Below are 25916 nucleotides of genomic sequence, written 5' to 3'. Positions count from 1 at the left end.
TCGATGCATGCGGCTGCGCCGCACGGTCGCTGCGCTCCCACCCCCGTATAAATCCCTCCACTCAGCCTTCCGATGGGGCCGGCACGTCAAGAGCGGTACTCGAGCTAACGCTCATCGTTTTGAGTGGTGAAGAGCGTAGTGCGGTGCTGCTCAAAACTGGAGTTCAGCTCGGTGATTCAGGTCGGTGTATTCCGTATAAACAACACCGTCAGTTCCCTCTCCCTCCGGGAGAGGGCTAGGGTGAGGGGAGCTTTTGAGGTTGTTTAAATCTCAACAACTACACCGGATCCTTCCCACAAGGTTTTCAGGTTGTCCGTCGGAAGTGCGCTCTCTAGTCTTTGGCTGTCGCTGCCAATTCAGCGAACAGGTGTGGAAACCTGATTTCAAGTAGTTGCAAAGCATCTCCCCGTAATCGTTGCCGATGTCTTCTTTCGTCTGCAAACTGCGTCGCGGCGGCTGTGCGCAGGCAGACTTCGGTCTGGCCGGTTGCCTACTTATCGGTTTTCCACCCTGCGTACAGCTGCCACCTCTTGTCGTGTGGAAACGACAAGGGATGGCTCCATAGCCAAGTAGGAGTTTTTCATGGACAAACTGATACCCGACCCACCCCTCGAATCACCCACCCCACTCGAAGAGGCCATGCGCGCCGAAGACCTCGCCCGTAACCGCGAAGCCATCAAACGCGCCCTCGACTACTACCTCTGCCCCAACCCCACCAAACCGCGCCCGAGCACGATGTATATGGTCACTCCCAACGTCGACACCGAAAGCCTGCTGGCCAATGCCTGCGAGTCCCTGGCGTCGGCCAGTACCATCGCCAGCAATTTCGCCAATGAGCTTTCGGGCCCGCAGCGCAGTACGGCACTGGGAATCCAGCAGATCATCATGCTGGCGGAGCTGGCGGTGAACCGGGCGCTGGATCGGGTTGATCCGCAAACGTGATCCGCTAGTCGAAGAGTCCCGAAAAGGCACAGGTCGTACCCTTTTTGGGACTCTTTAAACTCCGCTCACGCAGGTATACTGCGCGCTTTCGCGGCTCGTCCACCGGGCCGGACTTTTTGCTTCGCGGAGCTTTCATGACTTCCCCAATCGACAACGCTGTGAGCGATGTCCCGGCAGAGCTGGCCGAGGCCGGTGAATCCAAGCCGACCATTCCTGCGTTCAAATTTCCGTTCAAGCCAGGTGAGCTGGCGGCTGCCAAAGCGGCGAAGCAGCCGCAGTTCAAGGGCAAGGACGGTGATCGTCACGCCAAGATTCCGGGTGTGGCGCCTTCGGGTACTCGCCGTTCGATGGGCAAGCGCTGATTCCATCCCGCCTCGGCCGTCGCTGTGATTTTCGGTCACAGTGATGGCTAATTGCTCAGTTCCTGAGCCAGATCAACGTTTCACCAGTGAGTGCGCTTAGAGTCAGCAGCCCTGCCGACTCTTTCCAATAAAACGAGCGCGCTTTTCATGAAGATCAATCTCCCGGTGACCGGGCGCAATGTCGATGTTGCGCCGGATGCGAACATTCTCTCGACCACCGATCTGACCAGCGCGATCACCTACGCCAACGACGATTTCATCAGGATCAGCGGTTACAGCCGCGACGAGCTGCTGGGTGCGCCGCACAATTTGCTGCGTCATCCGGACATGCCGGCGCAGGCGTTTGCCCATATGTGGCAGACGCTCAAGCGCGGGCGGTCGTGGATGGGGCTGGTGAAGAATCGTTGCAAGAACGGTGATCACTACTGGGTCAGTGCCTATGTCACGCCGGTCACGCAGAACGGTGCGGCGGTGGAGTATCAGTCGGTGCGCACGCGGCCGGATGCGCGGCAGATGGCGGCGGCGGAGCGGGCGTATGCGCAGTTGCGTGAGGGGCGGGTGGCGCGGTGGCAGCGGCTGCCAAGCTTGAGTTTGCGGGCGAAGATCATGGCGTTGACCAGTTCGGTACTGGCGGTGGTGCTGGGGATTGAAGCCTGGCTGCGGCCGGAGTCCATCGGCATCGAGGCCGCTGCGCTGGTGGCCGGCAGTGGTGCGTGTGCGTTGGGCGTGGGTTGGTTGTTGCGGCCGCTGGAGCGTCTGACCGAGCGTGCCCGGCTGATTGCCGACAACCCGTTGAGTCAGGGCATTTATACCGGGCGGCGGGATCAGTTCGGGCAGATCGAGTTTGCGTTGCAGATGCTCGAAGCGCAGGTCGGCGCGGTGGTCGGGCGGATTGGTGATGCGTCGCAACGGCTGGCCGGACATGCGGCGCAACTGGTGGATCATCTGCATAGCAGTCACACCAGCACGTTGGCGCAGCAGGCGGAAACCGATCAGGTGGCGGCGGCGATTCATCAGATGGCGGCCAGTGTGGCCGAGGTCGCCAGCCATGCGCAGCAGGCGTCGGTAGCGGCGGATATGGCGGGGACGGAAACCCGTGAAGGTCATCTGTTGGTGGGCGAGAGTCGCAGTGCGGTGTTGCGGCTGGCCGAGGAGTTGGGGCGGGCGACCGAGGTGATTCATCAGCTCGAAGGTCATAGCAGCGAGATTTCCGGGGTGCTGGAGGTGATTCGCAGCATCGCCGAACAAACCAATCTGCTGGCGCTCAACGCGGCGATCGAAGCGGCGCGGGCCGGGGATGCGGGACGTGGATTTGCGGTGGTGGCCGATGAGGTACGCGGTCTGGCTCAGCGCACTCAACAATCGACCAACGAGATTCAACGGATGATCAGCACCCTGCAAAACGGCGCGCGGGATGCGGTGCTGGTGATGCAGCAGAGCAGCGAGCATGTGGATAACAGCGTCGAACAGGCGCAGCGTGCGGCCCGGGCCCTGGACGGGATCAGCGGGCGGGTCGAGCAGATTACCGAGATGAGCCTGCAGATTGCGGCAGCGGTCGAAGAACAGAGCGCGGTGAGCGAGGACATCAACCGCAACATCGTCAGCATTCGCACGGCGTGTGAGTTGACGGTGGATGAGGGGCGCCAGAGCCAGCTCAACTCACAGGATGTGGCGGGGCTGGCGGGGGATTTGCGTTCGCTGGCGCGGGAGTTCTGGGGGCGGCGGCAGGGCGCTTAGGCCGCGCGCAGTGAAATGAACGCGTAGGTCTGTGGCGGCTCGGACACCACTTGTGCCCCGGCCGCCCGTACTTGCCCGGCGATGTCGTCGCCGGAGACATGGAACAGCCATTCACTGGAAACTTCGCTCAATGGCTGCGCCGTGACCTGATCAATCACCGAGGCAAACGCGCCCATGTCCGGCAAGTAAGCGGTAAAGCCGTCGCCCTTGAGCGCGGTGGTGCGGATGCCGAGCAAGCCGCAGATCGCATCCTTGATCCGGATGTCGTCGCGATCCGCCTGACGGGAGCGCTGGATCAGCGTCACCAGTTCCTGATCCACCAGTTCTCCGCCGACGATAAGATCCGGCCCTTGCTCCCACGACTCCGGTGGGCAGTCCTTGGCCGCAGGATTCAACGGAATGTGCGGATTGATTTCGGCGGGATAGATGCGGCACACCAGCGGCCGGCGCTCGTAAATGCGGCACAGTTTGTTTTCGTCAAGATTCCGGCAGGGGCCGACGTTGTAGGCCGCGAAAGTGATCGCCACATGGGCGTCGGACATTCCGCTGCGCACCACCGCCGAACGCCGTTGCGCATGTTCGCGCTGCTGTTCCGGCAGGCCCAGGCCGTTGGCAAGAAACGCCTCCACCAGCACGATCACCTGACCGCCGTCAGCCGCCCACATGCGGGCTTCGGCCAGGGTCAGGGGCACGTGGTGATCGGTGCAGCATTTGCCGCAGCCTACGCAGGAAAAGGTCGTATTCATTGAGCGGGCAATCTTCAATCAGGGTGTGAATCGGCGACGTAAAGCCGCCGTACAGGCCCGGAGTGAAGCAAGTTGTGCGCCATGCGCTCAGGGTTTGGCGGTCGGGCGGATCGAGTCCCATTCGCTGACGAACGCGGTTTTCGACTTTTTGTTGTACAGGCACAGCTCGGTGCCTTGCTGGCCCTTCATGTGTTTTTGCGGGTACTGGCCTTGCAGCAACAGCGCGGTGTAGCCGACGCGATCATCGAATTGCGCGGCGTTGCCGACCGGTTTGGCGTTTTTCAGGCCGCTGGCCTTGGTGCAACTGGCGAGCACGGCTTTGTCGTAGGCCGCCCAGGCATCGGGGCTGGAGGCGTGGGCCAACGGGGCAATGAGGCAAAGCACGGAGAGGGCGAGGCGTTTCATGGTTCGGGCATCCTTGGAGGTTTGATCGCCAAGGTTGGAACATGCCGCAGGATTTTAGTTTGTCAGTCCGGCACCATTTCCCGGCGAACCACATACATTCCAGACATTTCGTACAAGCGCTGCGCTCGCTGATTGCTCTCCAGCACCTTCAGGTCGACAAATCCTTCGCGTCGATCCTGAAACGCCTTGAATGCATGAAGCAGCAAAGCCCGACCCAATCCACGTCCTTGGGCGCGAGGATGCACCACCAGGTTCTTGATGTAGGAACTGGTCCAGCATTGCGCCACCCCAATGACGCCTTCGGCATCGCTGGCGATGAAACACAGTGCCGGATCGTATTCCGGGTCGTTTTCAAACTGCTTTTGCCACACGTCCAGCGCTGGCACCCGACCACCGCCTTCGCGGTAGCCGATCTGCATCAGTTCATGCACGGTGGATGCGCGTTCGGCGCTGTAGGTGCTGAGTTCGATGCCGTTCGGCCATTCGATGGTCGGCACGTCCTGGCTCAGGTCGCGCCGCATCAAAAAGCAGAACGTCTCGCTCAAGACTCAGTGACCCTGAGCAGCGACATGCTTGGCCGCTTCGATCAGGCAGTGGGTCAGCTCCGGTGAGGAGAACTTGGTCAGCACGCCGTTGGCGCCGGCGAGGCGGGCCTTTTCGCTGTTCATCGCGCTGTCCAGCGAGGTGTGCAGCAACACGTAGAGGTGGGCGAAGTCCGGGGTTTCGCGCAGGGTACGAGTGAAGGCGTAGCCGTCCATCTCGGACATTTCGATGTCGGAGACGATCAGGTTGATCTGCTGCGCCGTGCCTTGCAGGTCCAGCAGGCAATCGATGGCTTCCTTGGCGCTGCGCGCGGTGTGGCATTGCAGGCCGAGGTTGCGCAGGGTGTGCACCGATTGCTGCAGCGCCACCTGACTGTCGTCGACCACCAGAATCCGCGCGTTGCCCAGCACTTCGGCGTCTTCCATGCTCAGCTCGGTCGGGGCCATGTCGATCTGCGCCGGGGCGATGCCGTGGATGACTTTTTCGATGTCCAGCACCTGCACCAGCGTGCCGTCCACCGAAGTCACGCCGGTGATGTAGGCGCGTGAACCGCCGGAACCGAACGGCGGCGGTTTGATGTCGGTGGTCAGGCAATGCACGATCTTGCTCACTGCCTGCACGTGCAGGCCCTGTTTCGAACGGCTGACGTCGGTGACGATCAGGCAGCCGCCGTTCGGATCTTCCAGCGGCCGCTCGCCGATGGCGCGGCTCAGGTCGATCACCGACAGCGAAGCGCCGCGCAGGGTGGCGATGCCTTTGACGTGCGGGTGCGACTCCGGCAGCTTGGTCAGCGGCGGGCAGGGGATGATTTCACTGACCTTCAGCAGGTTGATCGCCATCAGCTTGCCGCTGCGCAAGGTAAACAGCAGAAGCGAAAGTGAATCTGCGCGGGCTTTGTTGGAAGACATAAAAACCTTCTGTGGAAAAAGGTGATGGGCGAGAGTGGAAATCGCCAGAAACTATTGATGCCGGGTTATCGGCGTCAAAAGGTTGGGCTTTAGGTTAGTTGTCGGGTGGCTTTGAGATCCAGAGCCCCTCACCCCAGCCCTCTCCCGGAGGGAGAGGGGGCCGACCGAGGTGTCTGGCGTTGTACATCGACCTGAATGACCGAGTCGATCTGGATTCAGTAAAGATCGTTCACGTCGGCGGATTTCTGCAATATCCCCCAATCAGTCCCCTCTCCCTCAGGGAGAGGGCTAGGGTGAGGGTGTGCTTTTAGCCTTTCATCCCCAACCGCTTGGCCATCCGCGCCAGATTCGCCCGGTCCAGCCTCAGTTCACGGGCGGCACTGGCCCAGTTGTCCTGATTGCGCTCAAGCGCCGCGCTGATCAACTGCCGCTGATACTGCTCGGTGGCGGTGCGCAGGTCACCGCTGATCAATGGCAGGGCGGCAGTCGCTTCGGACGGCACCGACGAGTTATCCACAACCTCGCGCGGCAGATCGAGGTCCATCGCGCTCAGGCTGAGAATCTTCGGCCGCACCTTGCAGTTGCCCAGCGCTTTCAGTGCGCTGCGTCCGATCAAGTGTTCCAGTTCCCGCACGTTGCCCGGCCAGCTATAAGCCAGCAACGCCTCCTGGGCGTCGCTGTTCAGGCGCAGGCTGTTGAGGCCCATGCGCGAGCGGTTCTGTTCTAGGAAATAGCCGCTGAGCAGCAACACATCGCGACCCCGATCTCGCAGCGCCGGTACCCGCAACGGGTAGACGCTGAGGCGATGGTAGAAGTCGGCGCGGTAGCGGCCGCTGCGCACTTCTTCAGCCAGGTCGCGGTTGGTCGCGGCGATCAGGCGCACATCGACCTGGTGTTCCTTGTCCGAACCCAGACGTTGCAACTGGCCGCTCTGCAAAACCCGCAACAGCTTGGCCTGGACGGTCAGCGACAACTCGCCGACTTCATCGAGAAACAGCGTGCCGCCATTGGCCAGTTCGAACTTGCCGCGCCGGTCGCTGGTGGCGCCGGTGAAGGCGCCGCGCACGTGGCCGAACAGTTCGCTCTCCACCAGTGTGTCCGGCAGCGCCGCGCAGTTGAGGCTGATGATCGGTTTGTCGGCGCGCTTGGAAGCGGCGTGAATGGCTTGGGCCACCAGCTCTTTGCCGACCCCGGTTTCCCCGGTGATCAGCACGGTCAGGTCGCTGCCGCCGACCAGATTGATTTCTTCCACCAGCCGTTTGTGGGCCTTGCTCTGGCCGATCATTTCACGGTTTTGCTGACCGCTGGCCTGACGATAAACCTCGGCGCGCTGGTGTTCGTCTTCAGCGCGAATCGCCAGACGCTCGATGCGTTCAGCGGCATTCACAGTGGCCGAGGCGAGACTGGCGAAGGCTTGCAGGGCGTCGAGCTCGATCGGTTCGAAACGCTCGGGATCGAGGGCGTCGAGAGTAATCAGGCCCCAAAGTTTTTCATCGACGAACAACGGACAGCCGAGGCAGTCGTGAACTTCAAGATGATCGTCGAGGCCGTCGACCAATCCGTCATACGGATCGGGCAGATCGCTGTCGGCGGCGAAACGGGTCGGCCCTTCGCCGGCCAGCAGCACTTCAAAGCGCGGATGTTCGCTGACCTTGAACCGGCGGCCGAGGGTGTCGGTGCTCAAGCCATCCACAGCCAGCGGCACCAGCCACTCGCCGTCGAGGCGCAACAGGGCGGCGGCATCGCAGGGCAGCAGGGCGCGCATGGCTTCGAGCAGGCGTCGGTAGCGCTCGCCTTCAGGCAGTTCGCGGGACAGGTCGGAGACCAGTGGGAGCAGGGCGGTGAGCAATGATTTGGCGGACATAGGCTTGTAGTCAAAGAGACACGTTGTAGTCGAAGCGACTATAGAGGCGCTTGTGTCGATCTGACTACATAATTTTCAAGCTATTGATTTGTACAGAAAAAATAGTTGGCACGAATGCTGGAATGGATAAGGCACTTTTAGAGAAAGCTCAGGAGTCACCCTTATGCTTAGCGTCCAGGATCGTGCCATCGTCAAATCCACTGTGCCTCTGCTGGAAAGCGGCGGCGAAGCGCTGATCACCCATTTCTACCGCATGATGCTCTCCGAGTACCCGGAGGTCCGCCCGCTGTTCAACCAGGCCCACCAGGCCAGCGGTGACCAGCCCCGCGCCCTGGCCAACGGCGTGTTGATGTACGCCCGTCACATCGATCAACTCGACCAGTTGGGCGATCTGGTGGCGAAGATCATCAACAAGCACGTGGCGTTGCAGATCCTGCCGGAACACTACCCGATCGTCGGCACCTGCCTGCTGCGCGCCATCTCCGAAGTGCTCGGCGAAGAAATCGCCACGCCGGAAGTGATGAACGCCTGGGGCGCAGCCTACGGTCAGTTGGCCGAGATCCTGATCGGCGCCGAAACCGCCATTTATGACCAGAAAGAGCAAGCCGTCGGCGGCTGGCGCGGGGCGCGGGAGTTCATCGTCGCGGCCAAGGTCGAGGAGAGCGCGGAAATCATTTCGTTCTACTTCGAGCCGGCGGACAAGGGCCCGATTCTCGCAGCCGAGCCAGGCCAGTACATCGGCATGAAGCTGATCCTCGACGGCGAAGAAATCCGCCGCAATTACTCGCTGTCGGCACTGGCCAACAAAGGTCAGTACCGCATCAGCGTCAAACGCGAACCGGGCGGCCGTGCCTCCAATTACCTGCACGATCAACTGCATGTCGGCGCCAGCATCCAGCTGTTCCCGCCATCGGGGGAGTTCACCCTGACGGCCAGCGACAAACCGTTGGTGCTGATCAGCGGCGGCGTCGGCATCACTCCGACTTTGGCGATGCTGGAAGCGGCGCTGGAAACCGAGCGTCCGGTGTACTTCATCCACAGTGCGCGCAACGGCAGCGTGCACGCGTTCCGTGACTGGATCGACGGGCTGGCCGCGCGTCATCCGCAGCTCAAGCGCTTCTATTGCTACGCCGAAGATGATGGTGTGAGCCCGGCGGCGGACAAGGTCGGGTTGTTGAGCGAGGAGCAACTGGGCGAGTGGCTGCCGGCGGAGCGTGATGTGGACGCTTACTTCCTCGGGCCGAAAGGCTTCATGGGGGCGATCAAGCGTCACCTGAAGGCGCTGGGTGTGCCTGAGAAGCAGAGCCGGTATGAGTTCTTCGGGCCGGCTGCTGCTCTGGAATAATCCGGAACCGAGTCGCCTTCAATCGCGAGCAAGCTCGCTCCCACAGGATTTGTGTGCGACACAGATCCAATGTGGGAGCGAGCCTGCTCGCGAAAGGGGTCGGCGCGGTCCTGATTCTTAAATTCTGTTTAAAGGTTAATCGTTTCTTAACCGGTTTATCGTTTATTCCCCGATGCTGATGATAGGCGCTCGTTCGTTTACATGATCAGGATCGCCCCCATGTCGCACTTCGCCTCTTCCCGTCGTTTCAGCCTGGCCACTTTGGGCCTGTCGGTTGCCTTGTTTTCCAGTCCGTTCGCGTTCGCCGAATCCGCGTTGATCCAGCCACAGACCCTGATCGTCGATCAGAGCCTGCCCAAGGCCCAGCGAGATGCAATGGAACTGGCGGCGCGGCGTTACGGCAGTTTCTGGAACACGGGTGAAGAGGCGTTGGCCATCGCCGCCCTGTCGCCGCAGTTCGTCGACAAGACCCCGCCGGAAGGCCGGGTGCAGGGGCCGACCGGGCCGCTGCTGGCGTCGAAGTTCTTTCGCACGGCGGTGCCGGACTTGAGTTGCGAGATCGAGCAAATGATCGTCGCCGGGGATCGCGTGGTGGTGCATCTGCACTTTCGCGGGCATTTCACCGGCACGTTCAAGGCTCTCAAAGGGCAGGGCCAGCGTGTAGACTTCCGGGCAACCGATATCTATCAGATCGACAACGGTCGCATCGCGGCCAATTGGCATATCGAAGACAACATCAGCCTGATGGCGCAACTGCAAGCGCAGCCGCCGGCCAGCTGAACCATGGACATGAAAGGGAAACGCGATGAGCGAGGAAACGATTCGATTGGGACGTGAGCGGCGCTATCTGGTGTTGCTGGGCATCATCTGCCTGGCGCTGATCGGCGGCGCGCTGTACATGCAGATCGTGCTGGGCGAGGCGCCGTGCCCGCTGTGCATCCTGCAGCGTTATGCGTTGCTGCTGATCGCGCTGTTCGCGTTCATCGGCGCGGCCATGCGCACCCGACGCAGCATCACGGTGTTCGAGGTGCTGGTGGTGATTTGTGCCATCGCCGGCGCCGGTGTCGCCGGGCATCACGTGTACACCCAGTTCTATCCGGCGGTGAGCTGCGGCATCGATGTATTGCAACCGATCGTCGATGACCTGCCGCTGGCAAAGATCTTCCCGCTGGGCTTCCAGGTCGACGGTTTCTGCTCGACGCCGTACCCGCCGATCCTCGGCCTGTCGCTGGCGCAATGGGCACTCGTGGCCTTCGTGCTGGTGGTGATCCTGGTGCCGCTGCTGACCTCGCGTAACCGAAAAGCGTTGCGCTGAATCAACTTTTCGGCGCGTGCGCCGATAAACCAAACGCCTCGATTTGCGGTGACGCAGATCGAGGCGTTTTGCATTTCAGGGTCTGTGTGAAAACACCGTGACGAACGGCAAGGAAGGGTGCGACAGGTGTGCGACATGTTGTCACACAGGCCGTGTCGCAGCTCGTTTCACAGGCCCGGATTGGAGTGCTGTTACAAAAAAGGATTGGTCTGTTTCAGCGTTTTTCGGTTTTTGCACGCGTGTGCCGGATCAGGCAGTTTTAACAGACTCCGGCAGATGGCCAAAAGCCTTGGCATATCGGGCTTTGCGCGGATCGCGCCGTGGGAAAAAGCCCTCGGAGCTGTCTGAACTGAGGCCGATAGACCTACATTTTTTGGTGTTTTTGTTGAGAATCGATTTCGATAACATGCGGAACTTTTGCAAAAACGGTGATGGATTGTTGCTCGGAGCGATAAAAATTATTTCGGGATAAGACATGGTGTATAGGGCGCTACCTATCTACAATCGCCCGCACTGAATTCCCGGCACTGTTCAGCCTTTATTAAGGAGGCGAGCAGGAAGTCGGGTGTCGAGCAGCCGAGAGGCTTGCGAGACACCCAGGTGTCGGTGCCTTCCAACTTTCCGCACCAAATGGAATTGGTCTGTAACAAGGCCTTTGACCACGAATTCGAATAAGAACTGACCGCTGTCCCAGGTTTTGTCGAGCGTCTGACGCGCGACGGGCGGCCCTTATTCAATCCAAAGAAAATGCCAACCCTTGGCAGGGTGAAGTGTTGGCGATCAAAACCCAACTGCATTGCGCAAGCTGCTTTAGAGGTCGTGAGATGAGTAAAAACAGGTACCCCAGATTACTAGGCCTAGTGCCGCTGCTCGGCACGTTGTTGCTGGGAGGCTGCAACATGACCTTGCTCAATCCAACGGGCCAGGTCGGCCTGGAACAGCGCAACCTGATCATCACCGCCACGCTGCTGATGCTGTTGGTCGTTGTGCCGGTCATCGTGATGACCTTCCTGTTCGCCTGGAAGTACCGTGCCTCGAACAAGAACGCCGTCTACACCCCGAAATGGTCGCACTCGACCAAGATCGAAGTGGCAGTCTGGACCATCCCGGTCCTGATCATCATTGCCCTGGGTTACATCACCTACAAGTCGACCCACTCGCTGGATCCGTATCGTCCGATCGAATCCGACGTCAAGCCTGTGACCATCGAAGTGGTCGCGCTGGACTGGAAGTGGCTGTTCATCTACCCGGAACAAGGCATCGCCACGGTCAACAAGATCGTGTTCCCGGCGCACACCCCGGTTAACTTCCGGATCACTTCGGACGCGGTGATGAACTCGTTCTTCATCCCGGGCCTGGGCGGCCAGATCTACGCGATGGCGGGCATGACCACCAAGCTGCACCTGATCGCTGACCGCAACGCTGAAATGGACGGTATCTCCGCCAACTACAGCGGCGCTGGTTTCACCGGTATGAAATTCAAAGCGATCGCAACTTCTCAGGAAGATTTCGACGCCTGGGTAAGTGAAGTCAAAAAGGCACCTAAACAGCTTGAAGCCGCTGAATACGCAGCCCTTGCCAAGCCAAGCCAGAACAATCCAGTCGAGCTCTACTCCTCGGTCACGCCGAACCTGTTCCAGACCATCGTCGACAAGTACGAAGGCATGAAACCGGGCAAGCCGCTGAAGCACGAGAAGAAAGAGAAAGAAGTGGCGGCAACGGATATGGACTCGAATTCGCATTCAGCTGCCGGGGCAGAGGAGTAAACGATGTTTGGTAAATTAAGTTGGGAAGCGATCCCTTTCCACGAGCCGATCGTGATGGTCACCATCTCGATGATCGCGCTCGGTGGTCTGGCGTTGTTCGCTGCAATCACCTACTTCAAGAAGTGGACTTACCTGTGGACCGAGTGGCTGACGTCGGTCGACCACAAGAAAATCGGCGTGATGTACATCATCGTCGCCATGGTCATGCTGCTGCGCGGTTTTGCCGACGCCATCATGATGCGTACCCAGCTGGCCATGGCCACCGAGGGTTCGCCTGGCTACCTGCCACCTGAACACTATGACCAGATCTTCACCGCTCACGGTGTGATCATGATCATCTTCATGGCGATGCCATTCTTCACCGGCCTGATGAACCTTGCAGTTCCGCTGCAGATCGGCGCGCGTGACGTTGCGTTCCCGTTCCTGAACTCCCTGAGCTTCTGGCTGCTGGTATCCGGCGTCGTGCTGATCAACCTGTCCCTGGGCGTCGGCGAATTCGCCAAGACCGGCTGGGTTGCCTATCCACCGCTGTCGGGTCTGCAATACAGCCCTGGCGTGGGGATGGACTACTACATCTGGGCGCTACAGCTATCGGGTCTGGGTACAACGTTAACGGGGGTCAACTTCCTCGCGACCGTGCTGAAAATGCGTACCCCAGGCATGAAACTGATGGACATGCCGATCTTCACCTGGACCTGCACCTGGGCAAACGTTCTGATCGTGGCTTCGTTCCCGATCCTGACCGCTACCCTGGCACTGCTGACCCTTGACCGTTACATGGATTTCCACATTTTCACCAATGAACTTGGTGGCAATCCAATGATGTACGTCAACCTGTTCTGGGCATGGGGCCACCCTGAGGTTTACATCCTGATCCTGCCGGCGTTCGGCATTTTCTCGGAAGTCATCTCGGCCTTCACCGGCAAGAAACTGTTCGGCCACCACTCGATGATCTACGCCTCGGGCGCGATCTCGGTACTGGGCTTCATGGTTTGGCTGCACCACTTCTTCACCATGGGTTCGGGTGCCAGCGTCAACGCCTTCTTCGGTCTGGCGACGATGCTGATTTCCATCCCGACGGGTGTGAAACTGTTCAACTGGCTGTTCACCATCTACCAGGGCCGTCTGCGCTTCACCAGCCAGGTTCTGTGGACCCTGGGCTTCATGGTGACCTTCGCCATCGGCGGTATGACCGGCGTACTGCTGGCCATTCCGGGTGCTGACTTCGTTCTGCACAACAGCCTGTTCGTGATCGCTCACTTCCACAACGTGATCATCGGCGGCGCGGTATTCGGCTACATCGCAGGCTTCGGCTTCTACTTCCCGAAAGCGTTCGGCTTCAAGCTGCACGAAGGCTGGGGTAAAGCAGCGTTCTGGTTCTGGATCTCGGGCTTCTTCGTCGCGTTCATGCCGCTCTACGCTCTGGGCTTCATGGGCATGACCCGTCGTCTGAACGCCACCACCAACCCTGAGTGGGTACCGTACCTGTACGTTGCCATGTTCGGTGCGGTGATGATTGCTGTGGGTATCGCCTGCCAGCTGATCCAGCTGTACGTGTCGGTGCGTGACCGCAACAAGCCGGAAAACATGTGCGAACACGGTGACCCGTGGAATGCCCATACCCTGGAATGGTCGACCTCGTCGCCACCTCCGTTCTACAACTTCGCTGTACTGCCAAAAGCAGACTGCATCGATCCGTTCACCGAGGCCAAGGAAAACGGTACTGCGTACAAGGCTCCGGCCAAGTACGAACCGATCCACATGCCGAACAACACCGCCACTGGCGTGGTGATGGGCGCACTGCTGACCGTGTTCGGTTTCGCGATGATCTGGCACATCTGGTGGTTGGCGATCGCCAGCCTGGCCGGCACTGTCATCTACTTCGTGATTCACGCAGCACGTGACGATCAGGGCTACATGGTGCCGGTTGAAACAATCGAGCGCATCGAAGCCGAGCAGCACAAGCGTCTGGTAGCGGCCGGGAAGATCCCTGCTTCCGCAACCCGTGTTGAAACCAAGTTGGAACAGGCTTAAACAATGTCGAACTTAGTGACCAATGCTGGACACGCCCATGGTCATGACCATGGGCACGATGACCATCACCACGACTCGGGCGAGATGACCGTATACGGTTTCTGGCTCTACCTGATGACCGACTGCATTCTGTTTGCGTCGATCTTCGCGGTGTACGCGGTACTGGTAAACAACGTCGCCGGTGGCCCGTCGGGCCACGACATCTTCGAACTGCCATACGTGCTGGGCGAAACCGCTCTGCTGTTGTTCAGTTCGATCACCTACGGCTTCGCCATGCTGGCGTTGTACAAAGGTAAGAAGCAGCAGGTTCTGGGCTGGTTGTTCATGACCTTCCTGCTCGGCGCAGGCTTCATCGCCATGGAGATCAACGAGTTCCACCTGCTGATCTCCGAGGGCTTCGGTCCTAGCCGTTCGGGCTTCCTGTCGGCGTTCTTCACGCTGGTCGGTACCCACGGTCTGCACGTGTCTGCCGGTCTGATCTGGATGGGCATCATGATGTACCAGGTCAACAAGCACGGCCTGACGGCGACCAACAAGACCCGTCTGAGCTGCCTGAGCCTGTTCTGGCACTTCCTGGACGTGGTGTGGATCTGCGTATTCACCGTTGTTTACCTGATGGGGACCCTGTAATGGCTAATGCACACTCCCATGACAGCCATGATGCTGGCCACGGCAGCGTAAAGTCGTACGCCATTGGCTTCATCCTGTCGGTAATCCTGACCGTCATCCCGTTCGGCCTGGTGATGTTCCCGACCCTGCCGAAGTCGACGACGCTGGCAATCGTCCTGCTGTTCGCCGTGATCCAGGTGATCGTTCACCTGTATTACTTCCTGCACCTGGACCGTTCCATCGCTCAACGTAACAACGTGATTGCGTTCGTCTTTACGGCCATCGTGATCGTGCTGCTGGTCGGTCTGTCGCTGTGGATCATGTTCAGCATCCACACCTACATGATGGCGAAGTGAGGTAAACCCGATGTCGCTCAAGCACTTTATCCAAATCACCAAACCGGGGATCATTTTCGGTAACGTGCTTTCTGTGGCAGGCGGGTTCTTCCTGGCCTCGAAAGGGCATGTCGATCTGGCCGTGTTTCTGGCAGCCATGATCGGCACTTCCCTGGTTGTGGCCTCCGGTTGCGTGTTCAACAACTGCATCGACCGCGACATCGACCTGAAGATGGAACGCACCAAGAACCGGGTGCTGGTCCAGGGCTTGATCTCCCTGAAACTGGCCCTGGTCTATGCGACCGTCCTGGGTGTCGCCGGCGTTGCGTTGCTGTACAAGGTGGCCAACCCGTTGGCTGCCCTGTTCGCCGTGATCGGCTTCATCATCTACGTCGGCTTCTACAGCCTGTACCTCAAGCGCAAGTCGGTTCACGGCACGCTGGTGGGCAGTCTGTCGGGCGCCATGCCGCCGGTGATCGGTTACGTGGCCGTGACCAACAGCTTCGACATGGCCGCGCTGACCCTGCTGGTGATGTTCAGCCTGTGGCAGATGCCGCATTCCTACGCCATCGCGATCTTCCGCTTCAACGATTACCTGGCCGCATCGATTCCGGTGCTGCCAGTGAAGCGCGGGATCCAGGTGGCCAAGAAGCACATCCTGATCTACATCCTGGCCTTCCTCGTGGCGACCTTGATGCTGACCTTCAGCGGTTACGCCGGCATGAGCTACCTCGCCGTCGCCGCGGCCATGGGCATGTACTGGCTGTACATGGCCTGGACCGGCTACAAGGCGGTGGATGACACGGTCTGGGCACGCAAGCTGTTCGTGTTCTCGATCTTCACCATCACCGCGTTGAGCGTCATGATGTCCCTGGACTTCAAGGTGCCGACCGAGCTGCTGCTGACGTACGCGCCGTAAGGTTCAAACGTTGTACGAGAAACCCCGTTCATCGAGAGATGAGCGGGGTTTTTTGTTGCTCGGATGATGGAGAAACGACGCCCTTTGTCGCGAACGGACTCTCTCCCAAAAGGGTGGGGTTATCAGCCATTCCCTCGAAACGACTAGCTAGAAATCGACAGGTTGCGGTCGATAGGCAAAAGCCCTAGATTCGGATCCAACTACATGCATCGATCAAGAGGCTGGGCGAAATGACTGAGAGGATGACCTGCGACGAGCGATTCATTGCCCTGGCAAAAGAGCTGAATTACGACATCAACGGTGAGAACACGGTGGGTGGCAATTACGCGCCGTTGATCCGTCATCACGACGAGATCTACATCAGCGGCATGGTGCCGCGCACCGAGGGCAAGATTCAGTATCCGGGGCGGGTGGGGCAGGAGTTGACGCTCAAGGATGCGCAGGCCGCGGCGAGTATCAGCGCGATGCGGTGTCTGGCCTTTATCGTCGATGCAGTCGGTTCGCTGGACAAGGTCCGGTCGTTGTTGCGGGTCACGGTGTACGTGAAGTCCACGCCGGATTTCGTCGACCTCAGCGAAGTCGCCAACGGTGCATCGGACGTATTCAGTTATGTGTTGGGCGATGTCGGGCGCCATACCCGCACCACCGTCGGTGTCTATCAGTTGCCGAAAAACGCAGCCATCGAAGTCGACATGATTGCCGCCGTGCACCCATCGGCATAACCGCCAATCTGCGGACAACAAAAAGCCCCGCCTGAAGTTCAGAGCGGGGCTTTTTCGTCAGCGCCGGTATTACTGGGCGGCGATGCTGTAACCGTCGAACGCGGTCTGCTGTTGCAGCGCGGTGATGATGTTCTTGCGGTTGATCGCGTGCTCGGTGCCGGCGTTGTCGACGAAGGTTTCGCCTTCGATTTCCGCATCGTCGCCTTCACCGACGAAGGTGAAGCCGAGGAATTCCAGTGCCTCGCGATCCACGCTCAGGCGCGAGCGCGGTGTGCGCATTGGCAGGGTCACGCTGATGCCGTCCTTGCTGATGCTGAACACTTCAACGTCTTTCTTGGCGCGTGCGGCCTTGCTCTTGCCGCCGCTCGGGTTGCTGATCGCCTGGTGGGTCTGGTTCAGAACCTTGAGGGCCAGGCCATAGACGATTTCCTGGAACGCCGGATCGTCCTTGAAGCTGGACAGGATGCGGCTGATCGGGAATTTGCTGCTCAGATCTTCGAGGGCGGCGATGTCGGCGGCTTCGGCGTCCTTCAGGCGCTTGAGTTCGCCCATCAGCTCATAGGCCTGGTCGTCATCGAAGCGGTCGTGGGCCTGACGGATCGCGGCGCGCAGTTCGCGGATCTGATCGCTTTCGCGGCTCGACTGGAACGCGTCCAGCACCATCTCGCTGATGATCTTCGCCTGTGGGATGTGTTGTGAAAGATTGATGGAGTTTTCGTATTCCGCTTTGGACGACAGAGTGACTACGGATTCAGCGGTGTTGAAATCGGACATTGAAATTTCACTACTTTTTTAACTTGAGATGAGACGAGAAAGCGCTGGGGGCTTTTTCAGGCCGACTAATTTAGGGGAGCGCGGCAGCGTTGTCACGGAGCAAGGGGCCGGTGGTGCCGATTATTTGTCCGGATGATTTGTGAAGGGCAACCAGGCACCGCGCGTGTCCTGTCTCATTCATTGGCGACAGCGTTCTCGGGTAGTCGCCGGGACGTCAGGCCACGCAGCGTCCAGTAGAGCTTCAACGAACGGGTACCGATCAGGCCGCACATGAAACCCGCAATGCCGGACTTGAGCAGCTGCATGTCCGGGGACGCGGAAATCTCCGGATTCACGTCATGCTGGTAACCGAAGTAGTAGTTCGCGGAAAAGAACATCAGGTACATGATCAGGATTTTTACCGTGCCCGGCATGATCAGCCCTGTCGCAGAGTCGTCGAGCACCACGCCCCGCCGCGAGAATACCAGCCAGGCCGAGAGACCGCCCAGCAACAGCGCGCCGAACCAGGTGCTGAAAAACAAGGCCGGGTTGATCGACAGGTTCAGGGAGTACAGCGACCATGCCAAAAACGCCGGGGGCGTTATCAGCATCGAGACACGACTCTCGCGTCGGGGAGAAAACGACTTGATGCCGAAATAAACCACCAGCAGAAAAATCAGGTAAACCCGTATCGGAGTGTTTTGCAGAATCGTGAGCATTGCGCAGCATCCATGCTGGAAAAGGAGGAGGGTGGAGCATAGTCGGGGTCACAGTAACCGTCGGCTATTTCAGTCGCAAACGCTCCATCGCGATCACCGACGTTTCAAACCCCAGGCTGGCAAAAAACGCTTCAGCACCTTCGCGCCCGGCACGCAGAACCCATGTAATGTCGGTGTTATCGCCTATCACATGTTCGACCAGCGCCCGCCCGATTCCCGCGCGCCGGTGTTGCCCGTCGACCACGACCATCGACAGGTAACCGTTGGACAAACCATCGGTGATGGCACGGGCGAAACCGACAATTTGCTGGCCGCTCAATGCCACAGCGCTGCGCTGAGAGTTCTGAACAAGCTGTGCGAAATGTTCGGCGGTGCCGGTGCGATGGCCCCAGCCGTGCGCCTCCAGAAACTGCCTTGCTGCCTCCACTTCCGTGGGCAGAAGGTCGCGTATTGAAATGTCTTTGTTCATTCGTTGATTCCGTCCTTGGTGTATTTCCAACAGTAGCCGCGTTGCTTACGGTCTGCCCCACATCTGCATGGCGAACTCGACGAAGCGACGCAGTTTCGGCAGCCGATAGCGATCCGGCGCGTAAAGCAGATGCATCGGGCGGTTCGGCGGCTGGTAGTCCGGCATCACCACGACCAGTCGGCCGTCGCGCAGGTCCTGTTCCACCAGCGCATCCGGCAGCATCACGATGCCCATGCCAGTGCGTGCGGCCTGATGCAGGCCGGCGGAGCTGTTGATCAGCATCGGGCCTTTGACGTCGACCATGATTTCTCCGTCCGGGCCGCTAAGGCGCCACTGTTTTTCCACCGATTGCCAGTCATCGCCGGCGGGGTAGGCGAAGGACAGGCAGTCGTGCTGACGCAGTTCTTCGGGCGTGAGCGGCATGCCGCGTCGGGCCACGTATTCCGGGGAGGCGCAGACGGTCAGGGTGTAGTCGATCAGCGGGCGGGCGATCAGGTTGGACTGGTCGAAGTGGCCCAGTCGGAAGGCCACGTCGAGGCCGCTTTCCAGCAGATCCGGACGGCGGTTGGTCAGGATCACGTCGAGTTTGACCTGCGGACATTGCAGGGAAAACTCACTGAGCGCCGGGGCCAGACGTTCGACGCCAAAGGTCAGCGGCGCGGTGACCCGCAGGATGCCGCGCGGTTCATCAAGCGTCTGCTCGGCGAGGCGTTCGGAGTCGGCGACCAGACCGAGTACTTCCAGACAGCGCTGGTAGTAAACGCTGCCGAACTCGGTCAGCCGCTGGCGACGGGTGGTGCGTTGCAACAGTTGCACGCCGAGCCGTTGCTCCAGCGCCCGCAGGTGATTGCCCACCATGGTCGTGGACATTTCGCACTGCAGCGCGGCCGCCGTCATGCTGCCGGACTCCACAACCTTGACGTACACGCTCATCGACTGGAACAAATCCATTATGAAGCCCGGCTTTTAAATGATTGAAGTTTTGCCGAGTTTATCCAGTTCAGGTGGATAACCATACTGCCAGCACCTCTCACCTCGCTGGAGTTTGCCGACATGACCGCCGCCCTGATGAATACCTATCAATCGCTGGACTTGAGCTTCATCAAAGGCCTGGGCACCCGACTCTGGGATCAGGCGGGCCGCGAGTATCTGGACGCAGTGGCAGGCGTGGCGGTGACCAATGTCGGTCACTCGCACCCGCGCATCGTGTCGGCGATCAGCGAGCAGGCGGGATTGTTGCTGCACACGTCCAATCTCTACAGCATCGACTGGCAACAATCGCTGGCGCAGAAGCTGACGCGGCTGGCGGGGATGGAGCGGGCGTTTTTCAACAACTCCGGTGCCGAGGCCAACGAAACCGCGCTGAAACTGGCGCGCCTGTATGGCTGGCGCAAAGGTATCGAACAGCCGCTGGTGGTGGTCATGGCCAACGCGTTTCATGGCCGTACCCTCGGCACCTTGTCCGCCAGCGATGGCCCGGCGGTGCGCCTGGGCTTCAATGAGTTGCCCGGGGATTTCGTCAAAGTGCCGTTCGGCGATCTTCAGGCGCTGGAGCAAGTGCAGCGCAAACATGGTCAGCGGATCGTGGCGATTCTGGTCGAACCGATCCAGGGCGAAAGCGGCGTGCAACTGGCGCCGCCCGGCTACCTCAAGGCCCTGCGTGAATTGTGCAACCATCACGCCTGGCTGCTGATGCTCGACGAAATCCAGACCGGTATCGGCCGTACCGGCCGCTGGTTCGCGTTTCAGCACGAAGGCATCGTTCCCGACGTCATGACCCTCGCCAAGGGCCTGGGCAACGGCGTGCCGATCGGCGCTTGCCTGGCACGGGGCAGGGCGGCGGATCTGTTCACCCCCGGCAGCCACGGCAGCACCTTCGGCGGTAATCCACTGGCGTGCCGGGTGGGTTGCACCGTGCTCGAGATCATTGAGGAACAAGGCCTGCTGGAAAATGCCAGGGTCCAAGGCGAGCGCCTGCTGACCCGCTTGCGCGCAGAGCTGGCGGACAATCCGAATGTGCTGGCGATTCGTGGACAAGGGCTGATGATCGGCATCGAACTCAAACAGCCGGTCCGCGACCTGACATTGATTGCGGCACGGGATCATGGACTGCTGATCAACGTCACTCGCGGCAAGACGATTCGGTTGCTGCCGCCGCTGACGATTGATGAGCGGGAGGTGGGGATGATTGTCAGAGGAGTTGGCCGTTCCCTGAGCCTTGTCTCATCCCCCGGTCAGTAGTGAAATCTGCAAGTTATGACGCAGATTTCGCCGTCTACGATTGCATAGACCAGGCGATGCTCGGCAGTTATCCGCCGTGACCAGAAGACGCTCATGTTGTGCTTGAGCGGCTCCGGTTTACCCAAGCCTTCAAAGGGTTGGCGCTGGATCGCTTTGATCAGAAGATTGATTCGTTTGAGACCGGCCTTATCGTTTTGTTGAAACCATAAGTAGTCTTCCCAGCCCGTTGGCGTGAACTGGATTTTTATTCTTCGAACAGCTGCCTGACTTTGGCTTTTCCAGCGCGCATTTCGCCAATCGATTTGATCAAGCGCTCGGCATTGGCCGGAGAACGCAGCAGATAAGCCGTTTCTTCCAGCGCGTTGTATTCGGCCAGAGACATCATGACTACAGGCTCGCCTTTTTGACGGGTTACCAACAATGGGGCGCAGTCTTCATTCACGCGTTCCATGGTTTCAGCCAAGTGCGCACGAGCTGTGGTGTAGTTGATAGTGTCCATCTCACACCTCGCTTGATACAAAGAACGTTCAGAAATGAGTACAGGGCGACAAGGCGATTCCTACCCGTGGTTGTGCCACAGACGGGCTGCCTGCGGTGTAGTGAGTATCACCGAAGTCTCATCGAGACGTTTCTGTGCCTTCTGTAAGCTGATTCCGACGAGCCTGCCATCCCTCTCACTCTCTACGTGAGATTTCTCTAATCAGGGTAGTCCGACAAATCCGGCGCCAGCATCCGGGTCTTCGGTGCGCCGTTCGCGTTGTGCTGGATGATGTCTTTCGGTTGCCCCTGTTGATTGAAAAACACCTGACCAATCCCCGCCGAATTCCACAGCCGTTCACCCGCTTCGGCGTGTTCCGGCACGTACGGGACGATGCGCATGCGGCGGCGTTTGGTCAGCCAGTTGAGCGGCGAGCGTGGTGAGTAGAGCCAGCGATTTAGGCGGTCGAACCATTCCAGCAGGGTGGGCGGGAACTCGTTTTTGATGCCGCTGCTGGTGATCTGCCAGATGCGCGGGCCGGCCTTGCGGTGTCGGATCAGGACTTCGTAGACGAAGGAATAATGCACGTCGCCTGACAGCACCACGTAGCTGCCCGGTGTACGCGAGTGTCGGAAAATGTTCAGGATCACTTGGGCTGCGCCGCGATGGGCCATCCAGTTTTCTGCGTCCACCAGCAGTGGATAACCGCACCAGCTGAATACTCTCTGCACGGTTTCGATCAGCTTCACACCGAAGATCGGTGCCGGCGAAACGATGATCGCTGAAGGGTGGTCGAGCAGTTCCTGCTGCAGTTCGCTCAAGGCTTCCCAGTCCAGCAAACCCGACGGTTGCTTGAGCGCCATCTCGCTGCGCCAGCGTCGGGTTCGGGTGTCGAGTACCACCAGCGCCGGACTGGTTGGCATTACGAAATGCCATTGCTGAAAGCGCAGAAGTTCCTCAATCAGTTCGTCCTGCACGGGAGTGTCAAGATAGCGGTCGTCACCGCTGGCGCTCAGGCCTCGGGTTTTCTCCAGTACAGCGCTGAATGCATCCGGATTGTTGCCCCAGCCCTGACACAACATGTAGGCGATCAGCGCGTTGCCGATGATGCGTTTGGAGAACGGGTGGCCGTAGGCCGTTTCCTCCCATTGCGCGGACAGGTTCCAGTCATCGGTGATGTCATGGTCGTCGAAAATCATGAGGCTCGGCAGATGCGCCAGTGCCCGGGCCACCTGGCCGAGGCCGGCCTTGAACCCGTCGATGCGGGTCTGTTCGAGGGCATAGCGCTTGAGGCGTTCCGGCGTCAGTGCCGGCGGCTGCGGATTGACCAGTGTCCAGGGCGTTGGCGACCACACCAGTAAATACATCGCCATGACTTCGGCAAACGTCACGAGGTGATTGTCGGCGCTGCTGCTGGTGAAAATCGGCTTGCGCGCACCCCCGAAAAAGCGCTCGCGCAATGTCTCGTTGCTTTCGAGTGCCGGCAGCAAATCCGCGCGGTGGTAGTAGCTGGCCGGGTGTTCGTAGAGTTTGGCGCTGTCGCTGACCACCGCGCCTTCGAGGTGCTCACCGAACAGACCGAGGCGCTCGATCAGGGCATGAATCGCCCGCAACATCGGACCGGCCACGTCGTCGGCGTAAACCTGATCGCCGCTCATCATCAACAGGGCGGGACGTTGCTGCGGATCGGTTTCGGCGGCCAGCAACCGATCAACGCAGAGCAGACCGTCGGCGGCCGGGTGATGGGGCTTGCGGCAGGAACCGTGGAGCAACTGGTCGATGCGCGAACGCAGGACGAAGTTCGGGCTGGTGGCGTTGTCGTAAAGCAGGTGTGGCGCCCAATCGGCGATGGGCTGCTGGCCATCGTTCAACAGGTCGTAGTCGATGCGGGTGTCGCAGGGCAGGGCCGTCTCGAGGGGGACATCGATCAGGTGAACAAATGCCCGGTTGCCTACCGGAATGACCGCGCATTTCCCGGCATCCAGTGGAATGTCTCCTACGCCTTGCAGGCGCAAGGTCAACGACAGCTCGCGGCTGCCGACCAGCCAAAACACTAAGCGTGTCGGTTCCAGTCGGCGCAGCAGTGGCCCGGCCAGAACAGCAGGCAACGGGCTCAGGTCATCAGGTGTCGGAGGCATCGGGGGAAAAGCTCAAGGCGCACAGGCCGGCGATGATAGCGCAGCCGGCGCCTCGAACCCTTAAACCAGGCTTAAGAGCCCGCTTTTTCCAGCTTCAGCGCCAACAGGCGCCATTCGGCAGGTGTCGCGTCGACTCTCGGCTGTTCCTGTACGGAGCAGTCGAAGCGGTACGTCACGTCGTCTCCATTCATGTTCCGCGCGGTGACGGTGTTGCTGAAGGTGTAGACCTGATCCTTGAAGCGTTGCGGCGTCAGGCTTTTGCTGTCGGCAAACCGGGCAGACGCGGGGAAGCGCAAGGTGCTGGTCACGAACGGGCTGCACATGACATACGCGAGCATCGACTTGTCGCCCTGCGCGTCGGCGCGCAATTTTTTGCTCAGCACTGTCAGGGCCTTACGCCCCTCATCGTCACTCTGGTCGATCACGGTTTGCACCGACATCGTCTTCGGCGCGCGACTGGCGTAATTCGGCAGCAACGCGGAGTCCGCTGGAGAGGGCGTGTTGTCCGGCTCGATAGCGGCGAACACCGGCGCGTCTTTCAGTGAAGCAGGGCTTGCAACCGCCTCGGCTTCCGGCAGCAGCGAGGTCGGCTCGGCTTCCCGCTGTGCCGCGACGTTTTCAGTCTGCGCGGCGTCGTAGCGATGCGCCGACGGGAACAATGAAAAAGTGATCGCCAGCACCACCATCGAAACAATGAAACCGCCCGCGACACCGACCAGGTTGGCGTAAAACAGATTCCAGCTGCCGCGGTTTTTCACTACCCAGCGCCACATGAAACCCCAGGCCGCGACAAATGCCAGAAAACGCAGAAACTCCATTCGATCCTTTCCTTAAACCTGCTGAAGCCGGATATCAGCGCCGTTCCGATAACGAGCACTGAAAGATGGGCGGCAAGATATCAAAATAGATTTCTGGCGCCACAAGAACCTTCACACGCCGTGTCGATACAGATCACTTGAGCGCAAAAAACGCCAGAGCGGTAATGCCGGCCACTGTGCCGCAAAGGCCTGCCAGCAGCTGCCGCGCAATCAGGGGCTCGACTTGCGAGCGTCGGGCGACCAGCATCCATACGCCGACCAGCGCCGCGGCGGTTGTCATCATTTCCAGCAATGTGGTCGTCAGACCGGTTACGTGCGGACGGCTCGACCCGAACAGACCGATGTAGAACTCCGAGACCACCAGACCTACCAGCATGCCGCTGGCAGCGCCCAGCAGGTTGGCGAGGAACAGGTTCCAGGTGCCACGATGTTTGACCACCCACACCCACATGGTCACCCAGGCTAAAAGACAAAACGCTGCATCCATCGCACCCCTCCTTTTGAATCAGTTTCGTCAGGCCCATGGCTCCCGGGCCGACACTGGACGGCAAGATAGCAAAATAGTAGCTTCGCGCTACTTTCCTGATTCCTGTAATGGACTACTCATGTCAAAAGTCGCCCCTGCTCTGCGTCTGCTGTGTGCAATCACCTTCGCCAGCGCCATGACCCCGGCATTCGCCGCCTGGAAAGAGCACCCGGAAAACAGCTGGAAGTATTACCTCGCCAATTGTCAGCGCATGCAGGAAAAAATGGCCGACGTCCAGAGCGGTCGCGTGCCCGGCGCCTTTGAGGTGATGGGCGATTTGGAGAACAGCCAGGGGAGCATGAATGAGCACCGCCCAAACCTGCCTCCCCAATACCTCGCCTCCGGGGAATTCGCTCAATGCGAAAACGTGGCGGCCGAGGCCGATGCGATGATTGCCCGTGGCAAAGCCGAGTTCGCCGACAGAATGAACCAGGCCGCCGAGCAAGGCCGGATCGCCCACCAGAACTCCCCTGAATACCAGCGCGCCCGTTCACTCGGCTACAGCGATGTCGGTGAAATCTCCTTCCTCAAACTTCACGAAGACATGGACGGCGAAGCACGCCTGAAAACCATGATGATTACTGTCGATGAAGTCTGCGGCCAATACTTTCGCGCCACGCGATACGTGAAGCCGTATGTGATCTACACCGTTCGGCCGTCGGATGGCGGATGTGGCGAGGAAAAACGCGTGGCGATTGTCGGCGGCAGGTCGGTGGAGAAGGGTGATTACATCGATGAGCGGGGCGAGTTTCAGTATGTGGGCTGGAAGAAACTGGTGGGGGCGGATGGGTTTCCTACTGAGATTCGGGTGTTGAAGGCTCGGCGCTGACCGCAAAACAGTAACGCCGTCCAGTCACGTGTGGGGGAAGTAATTCACAGCAAGAAACAGCAGGGTCGCCATGCCGGCGACCAAGCCACACACCGCGCCGAGCAACTGACGTGCAACCGGATGTTCGGGTTGACGGCGATTGGCAATCCACAGCCATACCCCCGCCAGAACGCCCGCGCTGGTGATGAACACCACCAGACTGCGATGCAGGTTGGGTGTCGCCATCGACGTACCAATGACTGCGTCGTAAATCAGCGTGAACACAATGCCGGTAACCACGCCACTTCCGGCGCCGGCAAGGTTGGCCAGCAACAGGTTCCACTCACCCCGTTGCTTCACCACCCATAGCCAGGTTCCAGCCATCACCAGCAAGCACAACACAGCATCCATTTT

At 59.7% G+C, this 25916-nt stretch carries 29 protein-coding genes and 1 pseudogene; 14 read left to right on the top strand and 16 right to left on the bottom strand.

The window, feature by feature from the left end; all coding sequences use genetic code 11:
* Nucleotides 1–582: 582 nt before the first annotated feature.
* From ABFB52_RS24050 to ABFB52_RS24040, 3 genes are all read left to right on the top strand, one after another.
* Nucleotides 583–942: a DUF6124 family protein gene (locus tag ABFB52_RS24050; protein WP_011335854.1), complete on the top strand. Its 360-nt coding sequence runs from the start codon at nucleotides 583–585 to the stop codon at nucleotides 940–942.
* A 134-nt stretch (nucleotides 943–1076) separates the two neighbouring features.
* Nucleotides 1077–1304 (top strand): hypothetical protein, encoded by a 228-nt coding sequence (locus tag ABFB52_RS24045; protein WP_039765632.1) that lies wholly within the window; start codon nucleotides 1077–1079, stop codon nucleotides 1302–1304.
* A 147-nt stretch (nucleotides 1305–1451) separates the two neighbouring features.
* The gene (locus ABFB52_RS24040) at nucleotides 1452–3041 is read left to right on the top strand and encodes a PAS domain-containing methyl-accepting chemotaxis protein (protein ID WP_134020500.1); all 1590 of its coding nucleotides are present in this window, start codon (nucleotides 1452–1454) and stop codon (nucleotides 3039–3041) included.
* Here ABFB52_RS24040 and ABFB52_RS24035 read toward each other — a convergent pair.
* From ABFB52_RS24035 to norR, 5 genes are all read right to left on the bottom strand, one after another.
* Nucleotides 3038–3787: a YkgJ family cysteine cluster protein gene (locus ABFB52_RS24035; protein ID WP_085745342.1), complete on the bottom strand. Its 750-nt coding sequence runs from the start codon at nucleotides 3785–3787 to the stop codon at nucleotides 3038–3040. The genes ABFB52_RS24040 and ABFB52_RS24035 overlap by 4 nt on opposite strands.
* An 87-nt stretch (nucleotides 3788–3874) precedes the next feature.
* Entirely contained in the window at nucleotides 3875–4192 is a 318-nt protein-coding gene (locus ABFB52_RS24030; RefSeq protein ID WP_085745341.1) for a hypothetical protein, read from the bottom strand.
* A 62-nt stretch (nucleotides 4193–4254) separates the two neighbouring features.
* Nucleotides 4255–4713: an N-acetyltransferase gene (locus tag ABFB52_RS24025; RefSeq protein WP_129973677.1), complete on the bottom strand. Its 459-nt coding sequence runs from the start codon at nucleotides 4711–4713 to the stop codon at nucleotides 4255–4257.
* A gap of 27 nt (nucleotides 4714–4740) precedes the next feature.
* Nucleotides 4741–5643 (bottom strand): chemotaxis protein, encoded by a 903-nt coding sequence (locus ABFB52_RS24020; protein WP_129973663.1) that lies wholly within the window; start codon nucleotides 5641–5643, stop codon nucleotides 4741–4743.
* Between the two features lie 307 nt (nucleotides 5644–5950).
* Nucleotides 5951–7507, bottom strand: a complete 1557-nt coding sequence (gene norR, locus ABFB52_RS24015; protein ID WP_129973664.1) for a nitric oxide reductase transcriptional regulator NorR — start codon at nucleotides 7505–7507, stop codon at nucleotides 5951–5953.
* 163 nt (nucleotides 7508–7670) lie between these two features.
* Between norR and hmpA the strand changes: the two genes are divergently transcribed.
* The 3 genes from hmpA (at nucleotide 7671) to ABFB52_RS24000 (ending at nucleotide 10167) form a co-directional block, all read left to right on the top strand.
* Entirely contained in the window at nucleotides 7671–8852 is a 1182-nt protein-coding gene (hmpA, locus tag ABFB52_RS24010; RefSeq protein WP_129973665.1) for an NO-inducible flavohemoprotein, read from the top strand.
* A gap of 219 nt (nucleotides 8853–9071) precedes the next feature.
* Nucleotides 9072–9632, top strand: coding sequence for an ester cyclase (locus ABFB52_RS24005; RefSeq protein WP_129973666.1), 561 nt, complete (start codon nucleotides 9072–9074; stop codon nucleotides 9630–9632).
* 25 nt (nucleotides 9633–9657) lie between these two features.
* Nucleotides 9658–10167, top strand: coding sequence for a disulfide bond formation protein B (locus tag ABFB52_RS24000; protein ID WP_007956723.1), 510 nt, complete (start codon nucleotides 9658–9660; stop codon nucleotides 10165–10167).
* A 531-nt stretch (nucleotides 10168–10698) separates the two neighbouring features.
* On the opposite strand, the pseudogene ABFB52_RS23995 reads toward ABFB52_RS24000, so the two are convergent.
* A pseudogene (locus ABFB52_RS23995) lies at nucleotides 10699–10964 on the bottom strand (hypothetical protein).
* Between the two features lie 27 nt (nucleotides 10965–10991).
* Here ABFB52_RS23995 and cyoA point away from each other — a divergent pair.
* From cyoA to ABFB52_RS23965, 6 genes are all read left to right on the top strand, one after another.
* Nucleotides 10992–11933, top strand: coding sequence for a ubiquinol oxidase subunit II (cyoA, locus tag ABFB52_RS23990; RefSeq protein ID WP_011335843.1), 942 nt, complete (start codon nucleotides 10992–10994; stop codon nucleotides 11931–11933).
* A 3-nt stretch (nucleotides 11934–11936) separates the two neighbouring features.
* Nucleotides 11937–13967, top strand: a complete 2031-nt coding sequence (gene cyoB / locus ABFB52_RS23985) for a cytochrome o ubiquinol oxidase subunit I (protein WP_007956721.1) — start codon at nucleotides 11937–11939, stop codon at nucleotides 13965–13967.
* A 3-nt stretch (nucleotides 13968–13970) separates the two neighbouring features.
* Nucleotides 13971–14597: a cytochrome o ubiquinol oxidase subunit III gene (locus tag ABFB52_RS23980; RefSeq protein WP_007956720.1), complete on the top strand. Its 627-nt coding sequence runs from the start codon at nucleotides 13971–13973 to the stop codon at nucleotides 14595–14597.
* Nucleotides 14597–14932 carry a cytochrome o ubiquinol oxidase subunit IV gene (gene cyoD, locus ABFB52_RS23975; RefSeq protein ID WP_007956718.1) on the top strand — a complete coding sequence of 112 codons (336 nt, stop codon included), beginning with the start codon at nucleotides 14597–14599 and terminating at the stop codon, nucleotides 14930–14932. Before ABFB52_RS23980 ends, cyoD begins: the two co-directional genes overlap by 1 nt.
* 10 nt (nucleotides 14933–14942) lie before the next feature.
* The gene (gene cyoE, locus ABFB52_RS23970; protein WP_007956716.1) at nucleotides 14943–15830 is read left to right on the top strand and encodes a heme o synthase; all 888 of its coding nucleotides are present in this window, start codon (nucleotides 14943–14945) and stop codon (nucleotides 15828–15830) included.
* 230 nt (nucleotides 15831–16060) lie between these two features.
* Nucleotides 16061–16552, top strand: a complete 492-nt coding sequence (locus tag ABFB52_RS23965; RefSeq protein ID WP_007956714.1) for a RidA family protein — start codon at nucleotides 16061–16063, stop codon at nucleotides 16550–16552.
* A gap of 69 nt (nucleotides 16553–16621) precedes the next feature.
* Here the strand turns inward: ABFB52_RS23965 and ABFB52_RS23960 are convergent, their stop codons facing one another.
* The 4 genes from ABFB52_RS23960 to ABFB52_RS23945 form a co-directional block, all read right to left on the bottom strand.
* Entirely contained in the window at nucleotides 16622–17326 is a 705-nt protein-coding gene (locus ABFB52_RS23960) for a hypothetical protein (RefSeq protein WP_102688213.1), read from the bottom strand.
* 173 nt (nucleotides 17327–17499) lie between these two features.
* Nucleotides 17500–18024 carry a hypothetical protein gene (locus ABFB52_RS23955; protein ID WP_085745335.1) on the bottom strand — a complete coding sequence of 175 codons (525 nt, stop codon included), beginning with the start codon at nucleotides 18022–18024 and terminating at the stop codon, nucleotides 17500–17502.
* Between the two features lie 64 nt (nucleotides 18025–18088).
* Nucleotides 18089–18493, bottom strand: a complete 405-nt coding sequence (locus ABFB52_RS23950; protein WP_085745334.1) for a GNAT family N-acetyltransferase — start codon at nucleotides 18491–18493, stop codon at nucleotides 18089–18091.
* A gap of 45 nt (nucleotides 18494–18538) precedes the next feature.
* The gene (locus ABFB52_RS23945; RefSeq protein ID WP_007956710.1) at nucleotides 18539–19444 is read right to left on the bottom strand and encodes a LysR family transcriptional regulator; all 906 of its coding nucleotides are present in this window, start codon (nucleotides 19442–19444) and stop codon (nucleotides 18539–18541) included.
* A 102-nt stretch (nucleotides 19445–19546) separates the two neighbouring features.
* Here ABFB52_RS23945 and ABFB52_RS23940 point away from each other — a divergent pair, with 102 nt between their 5' ends.
* Nucleotides 19547–20734 (top strand): aspartate aminotransferase family protein, encoded by a 1188-nt coding sequence (locus ABFB52_RS23940; RefSeq protein WP_085745333.1) that lies wholly within the window; start codon nucleotides 19547–19549, stop codon nucleotides 20732–20734.
* Here the strand turns inward: ABFB52_RS23940 and ABFB52_RS23935 are convergent.
* From ABFB52_RS23935 to ABFB52_RS23915, 5 genes are all read right to left on the bottom strand, one after another.
* A complete protein-coding gene (locus ABFB52_RS23935) occupies nucleotides 20728–20982 on the bottom strand; it encodes a Txe/YoeB family addiction module toxin (protein ID WP_085745332.1) in 255 nt (84 codons plus the stop codon). The two genes, ABFB52_RS23940 and ABFB52_RS23935, sit on opposite strands and share 7 nt — an antisense overlap.
* The gene (locus ABFB52_RS23930; protein WP_085684641.1) at nucleotides 20979–21233 is read right to left on the bottom strand and encodes a type II toxin-antitoxin system prevent-host-death family antitoxin; all 255 of its coding nucleotides are present in this window, start codon (nucleotides 21231–21233) and stop codon (nucleotides 20979–20981) included. The genes ABFB52_RS23935 and ABFB52_RS23930 overlap by 4 nt, the downstream gene beginning before the upstream one ends.
* A gap of 197 nt (nucleotides 21234–21430) precedes the next feature.
* The gene (locus ABFB52_RS23925) at nucleotides 21431–23350 is read right to left on the bottom strand and encodes an alkaline phosphatase D family protein (RefSeq protein WP_129973667.1); all 1920 of its coding nucleotides are present in this window, start codon (nucleotides 23348–23350) and stop codon (nucleotides 21431–21433) included.
* Between the two features lie 71 nt (nucleotides 23351–23421).
* The gene (locus tag ABFB52_RS23920) at nucleotides 23422–24168 is read right to left on the bottom strand and encodes a hypothetical protein (protein WP_129973668.1); all 747 of its coding nucleotides are present in this window, start codon (nucleotides 24166–24168) and stop codon (nucleotides 23422–23424) included.
* 133 nt (nucleotides 24169–24301) lie between these two features.
* Nucleotides 24302–24655 (bottom strand): hypothetical protein, encoded by a 354-nt coding sequence (locus tag ABFB52_RS23915; RefSeq protein WP_085745329.1) that lies wholly within the window; start codon nucleotides 24653–24655, stop codon nucleotides 24302–24304.
* A 118-nt stretch (nucleotides 24656–24773) separates the two neighbouring features.
* Here ABFB52_RS23915 and ABFB52_RS23910 point away from each other — a divergent pair, with 118 nt between their 5' ends.
* Complete coding sequence (locus ABFB52_RS23910) at nucleotides 24774–25523, top strand: hypothetical protein (RefSeq protein WP_129973669.1); 750 nt, start codon at nucleotides 24774–24776, stop codon at nucleotides 25521–25523.
* A 24-nt stretch (nucleotides 25524–25547) separates the two neighbouring features.
* Here the strand turns inward: ABFB52_RS23910 and ABFB52_RS23905 are convergent, their stop codons facing one another.
* Nucleotides 25548–25913, bottom strand: coding sequence for a hypothetical protein (locus tag ABFB52_RS23905; RefSeq protein ID WP_085745327.1), 366 nt, complete (start codon nucleotides 25911–25913; stop codon nucleotides 25548–25550).
* Nucleotides 25914–25916: the final 3 nt, after the last annotated feature.

This window comes from Pseudomonas sp. 9.2(2024) (assembly GCF_039695385.1).
GTDB classification, from domain to species: domain Bacteria; phylum Pseudomonadota; class Gammaproteobacteria; order Pseudomonadales; family Pseudomonadaceae; genus Aquipseudomonas; species Aquipseudomonas paraglycinae.
The sequence above is the reverse complement of the archived record's forward strand: the minus strand, read 5'-3'. Positions and strand labels throughout refer to the sequence as shown.

Bases quoted from the DNA above. Each gene is read 5' to 3' on its own strand.
- ABFB52_RS23945 (WP_007956710.1), bottom strand. From the start codon at position 19,444: ATGGATTTGTTCCAGTCGATGAGCGTGTACGTCAAGGTTGTGGAGTCC.
- ABFB52_RS24025 (WP_129973677.1), bottom strand. From the start codon at position 4,713: ATGCGGCGCGACCTGAGCCAGGACGTGCCGACCATCGAATGGCCGAAC.
- ABFB52_RS23920 (WP_129973668.1), bottom strand. From the start codon at position 24,168: ATGGAGTTTCTGCGTTTTCTGGCATTTGTCGCGGCCTGGGGTTTCATG.
- cyoE (WP_007956716.1), top strand. From the start codon at position 14,943: ATGTCGCTCAAGCACTTTATCCAAATCACCAAACCGGGGATCATTTTC.
- ABFB52_RS24020 (WP_129973663.1), bottom strand. From the start codon at position 5,643: ATGTCTTCCAACAAAGCCCGCGCAGATTCACTTTCGCTTCTGCTGTTT.
- ABFB52_RS23940 (WP_085745333.1), top strand. From the start codon at position 19,547: ATGACCGCCGCCCTGATGAATACCTATCAATCGCTGGACTTGAGCTTC.
- ABFB52_RS24005 (WP_129973666.1), top strand. From the start codon at position 9,072: ATGTCGCACTTCGCCTCTTCCCGTCGTTTCAGCCTGGCCACTTTGGGC.
- ABFB52_RS23955 (WP_085745335.1), bottom strand. From the start codon at position 18,024: ATGCTCACGATTCTGCAAAACACTCCGATACGGGTTTACCTGATTTTT.
- ABFB52_RS24050 (WP_011335854.1), top strand. From the start codon at position 583: ATGGACAAACTGATACCCGACCCACCCCTCGAATCACCCACCCCACTC.
- hmpA (WP_129973665.1), top strand. From the start codon at position 7,671: ATGCTTAGCGTCCAGGATCGTGCCATCGTCAAATCCACTGTGCCTCTG.
- ABFB52_RS24040 (WP_134020500.1), top strand. From the start codon at position 1,452: ATGAAGATCAATCTCCCGGTGACCGGGCGCAATGTCGATGTTGCGCCG.
- ABFB52_RS23915 (WP_085745329.1), bottom strand. From the start codon at position 24,655: ATGGATGCAGCGTTTTGTCTTTTAGCCTGGGTGACCATGTGGGTGTGG.
- cyoD (WP_007956718.1), top strand. From the start codon at position 14,597: ATGGCTAATGCACACTCCCATGACAGCCATGATGCTGGCCACGGCAGC.
- norR (WP_129973664.1), bottom strand. From the start codon at position 7,507: ATGTCCGCCAAATCATTGCTCACCGCCCTGCTCCCACTGGTCTCCGAC.
- ABFB52_RS23910 (WP_129973669.1), top strand. From the start codon at position 24,774: ATGTCAAAAGTCGCCCCTGCTCTGCGTCTGCTGTGTGCAATCACCTTC.
- ABFB52_RS24030 (WP_085745341.1), bottom strand. From the start codon at position 4,192: ATGAAACGCCTCGCCCTCTCCGTGCTTTGCCTCATTGCCCCGTTGGCC.
- ABFB52_RS23925 (WP_129973667.1), bottom strand. From the start codon at position 23,350: ATGCCTCCGACACCTGATGACCTGAGCCCGTTGCCTGCTGTTCTGGCC.
- ABFB52_RS23930 (WP_085684641.1), bottom strand. From the start codon at position 21,233: ATGGACACTATCAACTACACCACAGCTCGTGCGCACTTGGCTGAAACC.
- ABFB52_RS24045 (WP_039765632.1), top strand. From the start codon at position 1,077: ATGACTTCCCCAATCGACAACGCTGTGAGCGATGTCCCGGCAGAGCTG.
- cyoA (WP_011335843.1), top strand. From the start codon at position 10,992: ATGAGTAAAAACAGGTACCCCAGATTACTAGGCCTAGTGCCGCTGCTC.
- ABFB52_RS23960 (WP_102688213.1), bottom strand. From the start codon at position 17,326: ATGTCCGATTTCAACACCGCTGAATCCGTAGTCACTCTGTCGTCCAAA.
- ABFB52_RS23950 (WP_085745334.1), bottom strand. From the start codon at position 18,493: ATGAACAAAGACATTTCAATACGCGACCTTCTGCCCACGGAAGTGGAG.
- ABFB52_RS23905 (WP_085745327.1), bottom strand. From the start codon at position 25,913: ATGGATGCTGTGTTGTGCTTGCTGGTGATGGCTGGAACCTGGCTATGG.
- ABFB52_RS23965 (WP_007956714.1), top strand. From the start codon at position 16,061: ATGACTGAGAGGATGACCTGCGACGAGCGATTCATTGCCCTGGCAAAA.
- ABFB52_RS23980 (WP_007956720.1), top strand. From the start codon at position 13,971: ATGTCGAACTTAGTGACCAATGCTGGACACGCCCATGGTCATGACCAT.
- ABFB52_RS24035 (WP_085745342.1), bottom strand. From the start codon at position 3,787: ATGAATACGACCTTTTCCTGCGTAGGCTGCGGCAAATGCTGCACCGAT.
- cyoB (WP_007956721.1), top strand. From the start codon at position 11,937: ATGTTTGGTAAATTAAGTTGGGAAGCGATCCCTTTCCACGAGCCGATC.
- ABFB52_RS24000 (WP_007956723.1), top strand. From the start codon at position 9,658: ATGAGCGAGGAAACGATTCGATTGGGACGTGAGCGGCGCTATCTGGTG.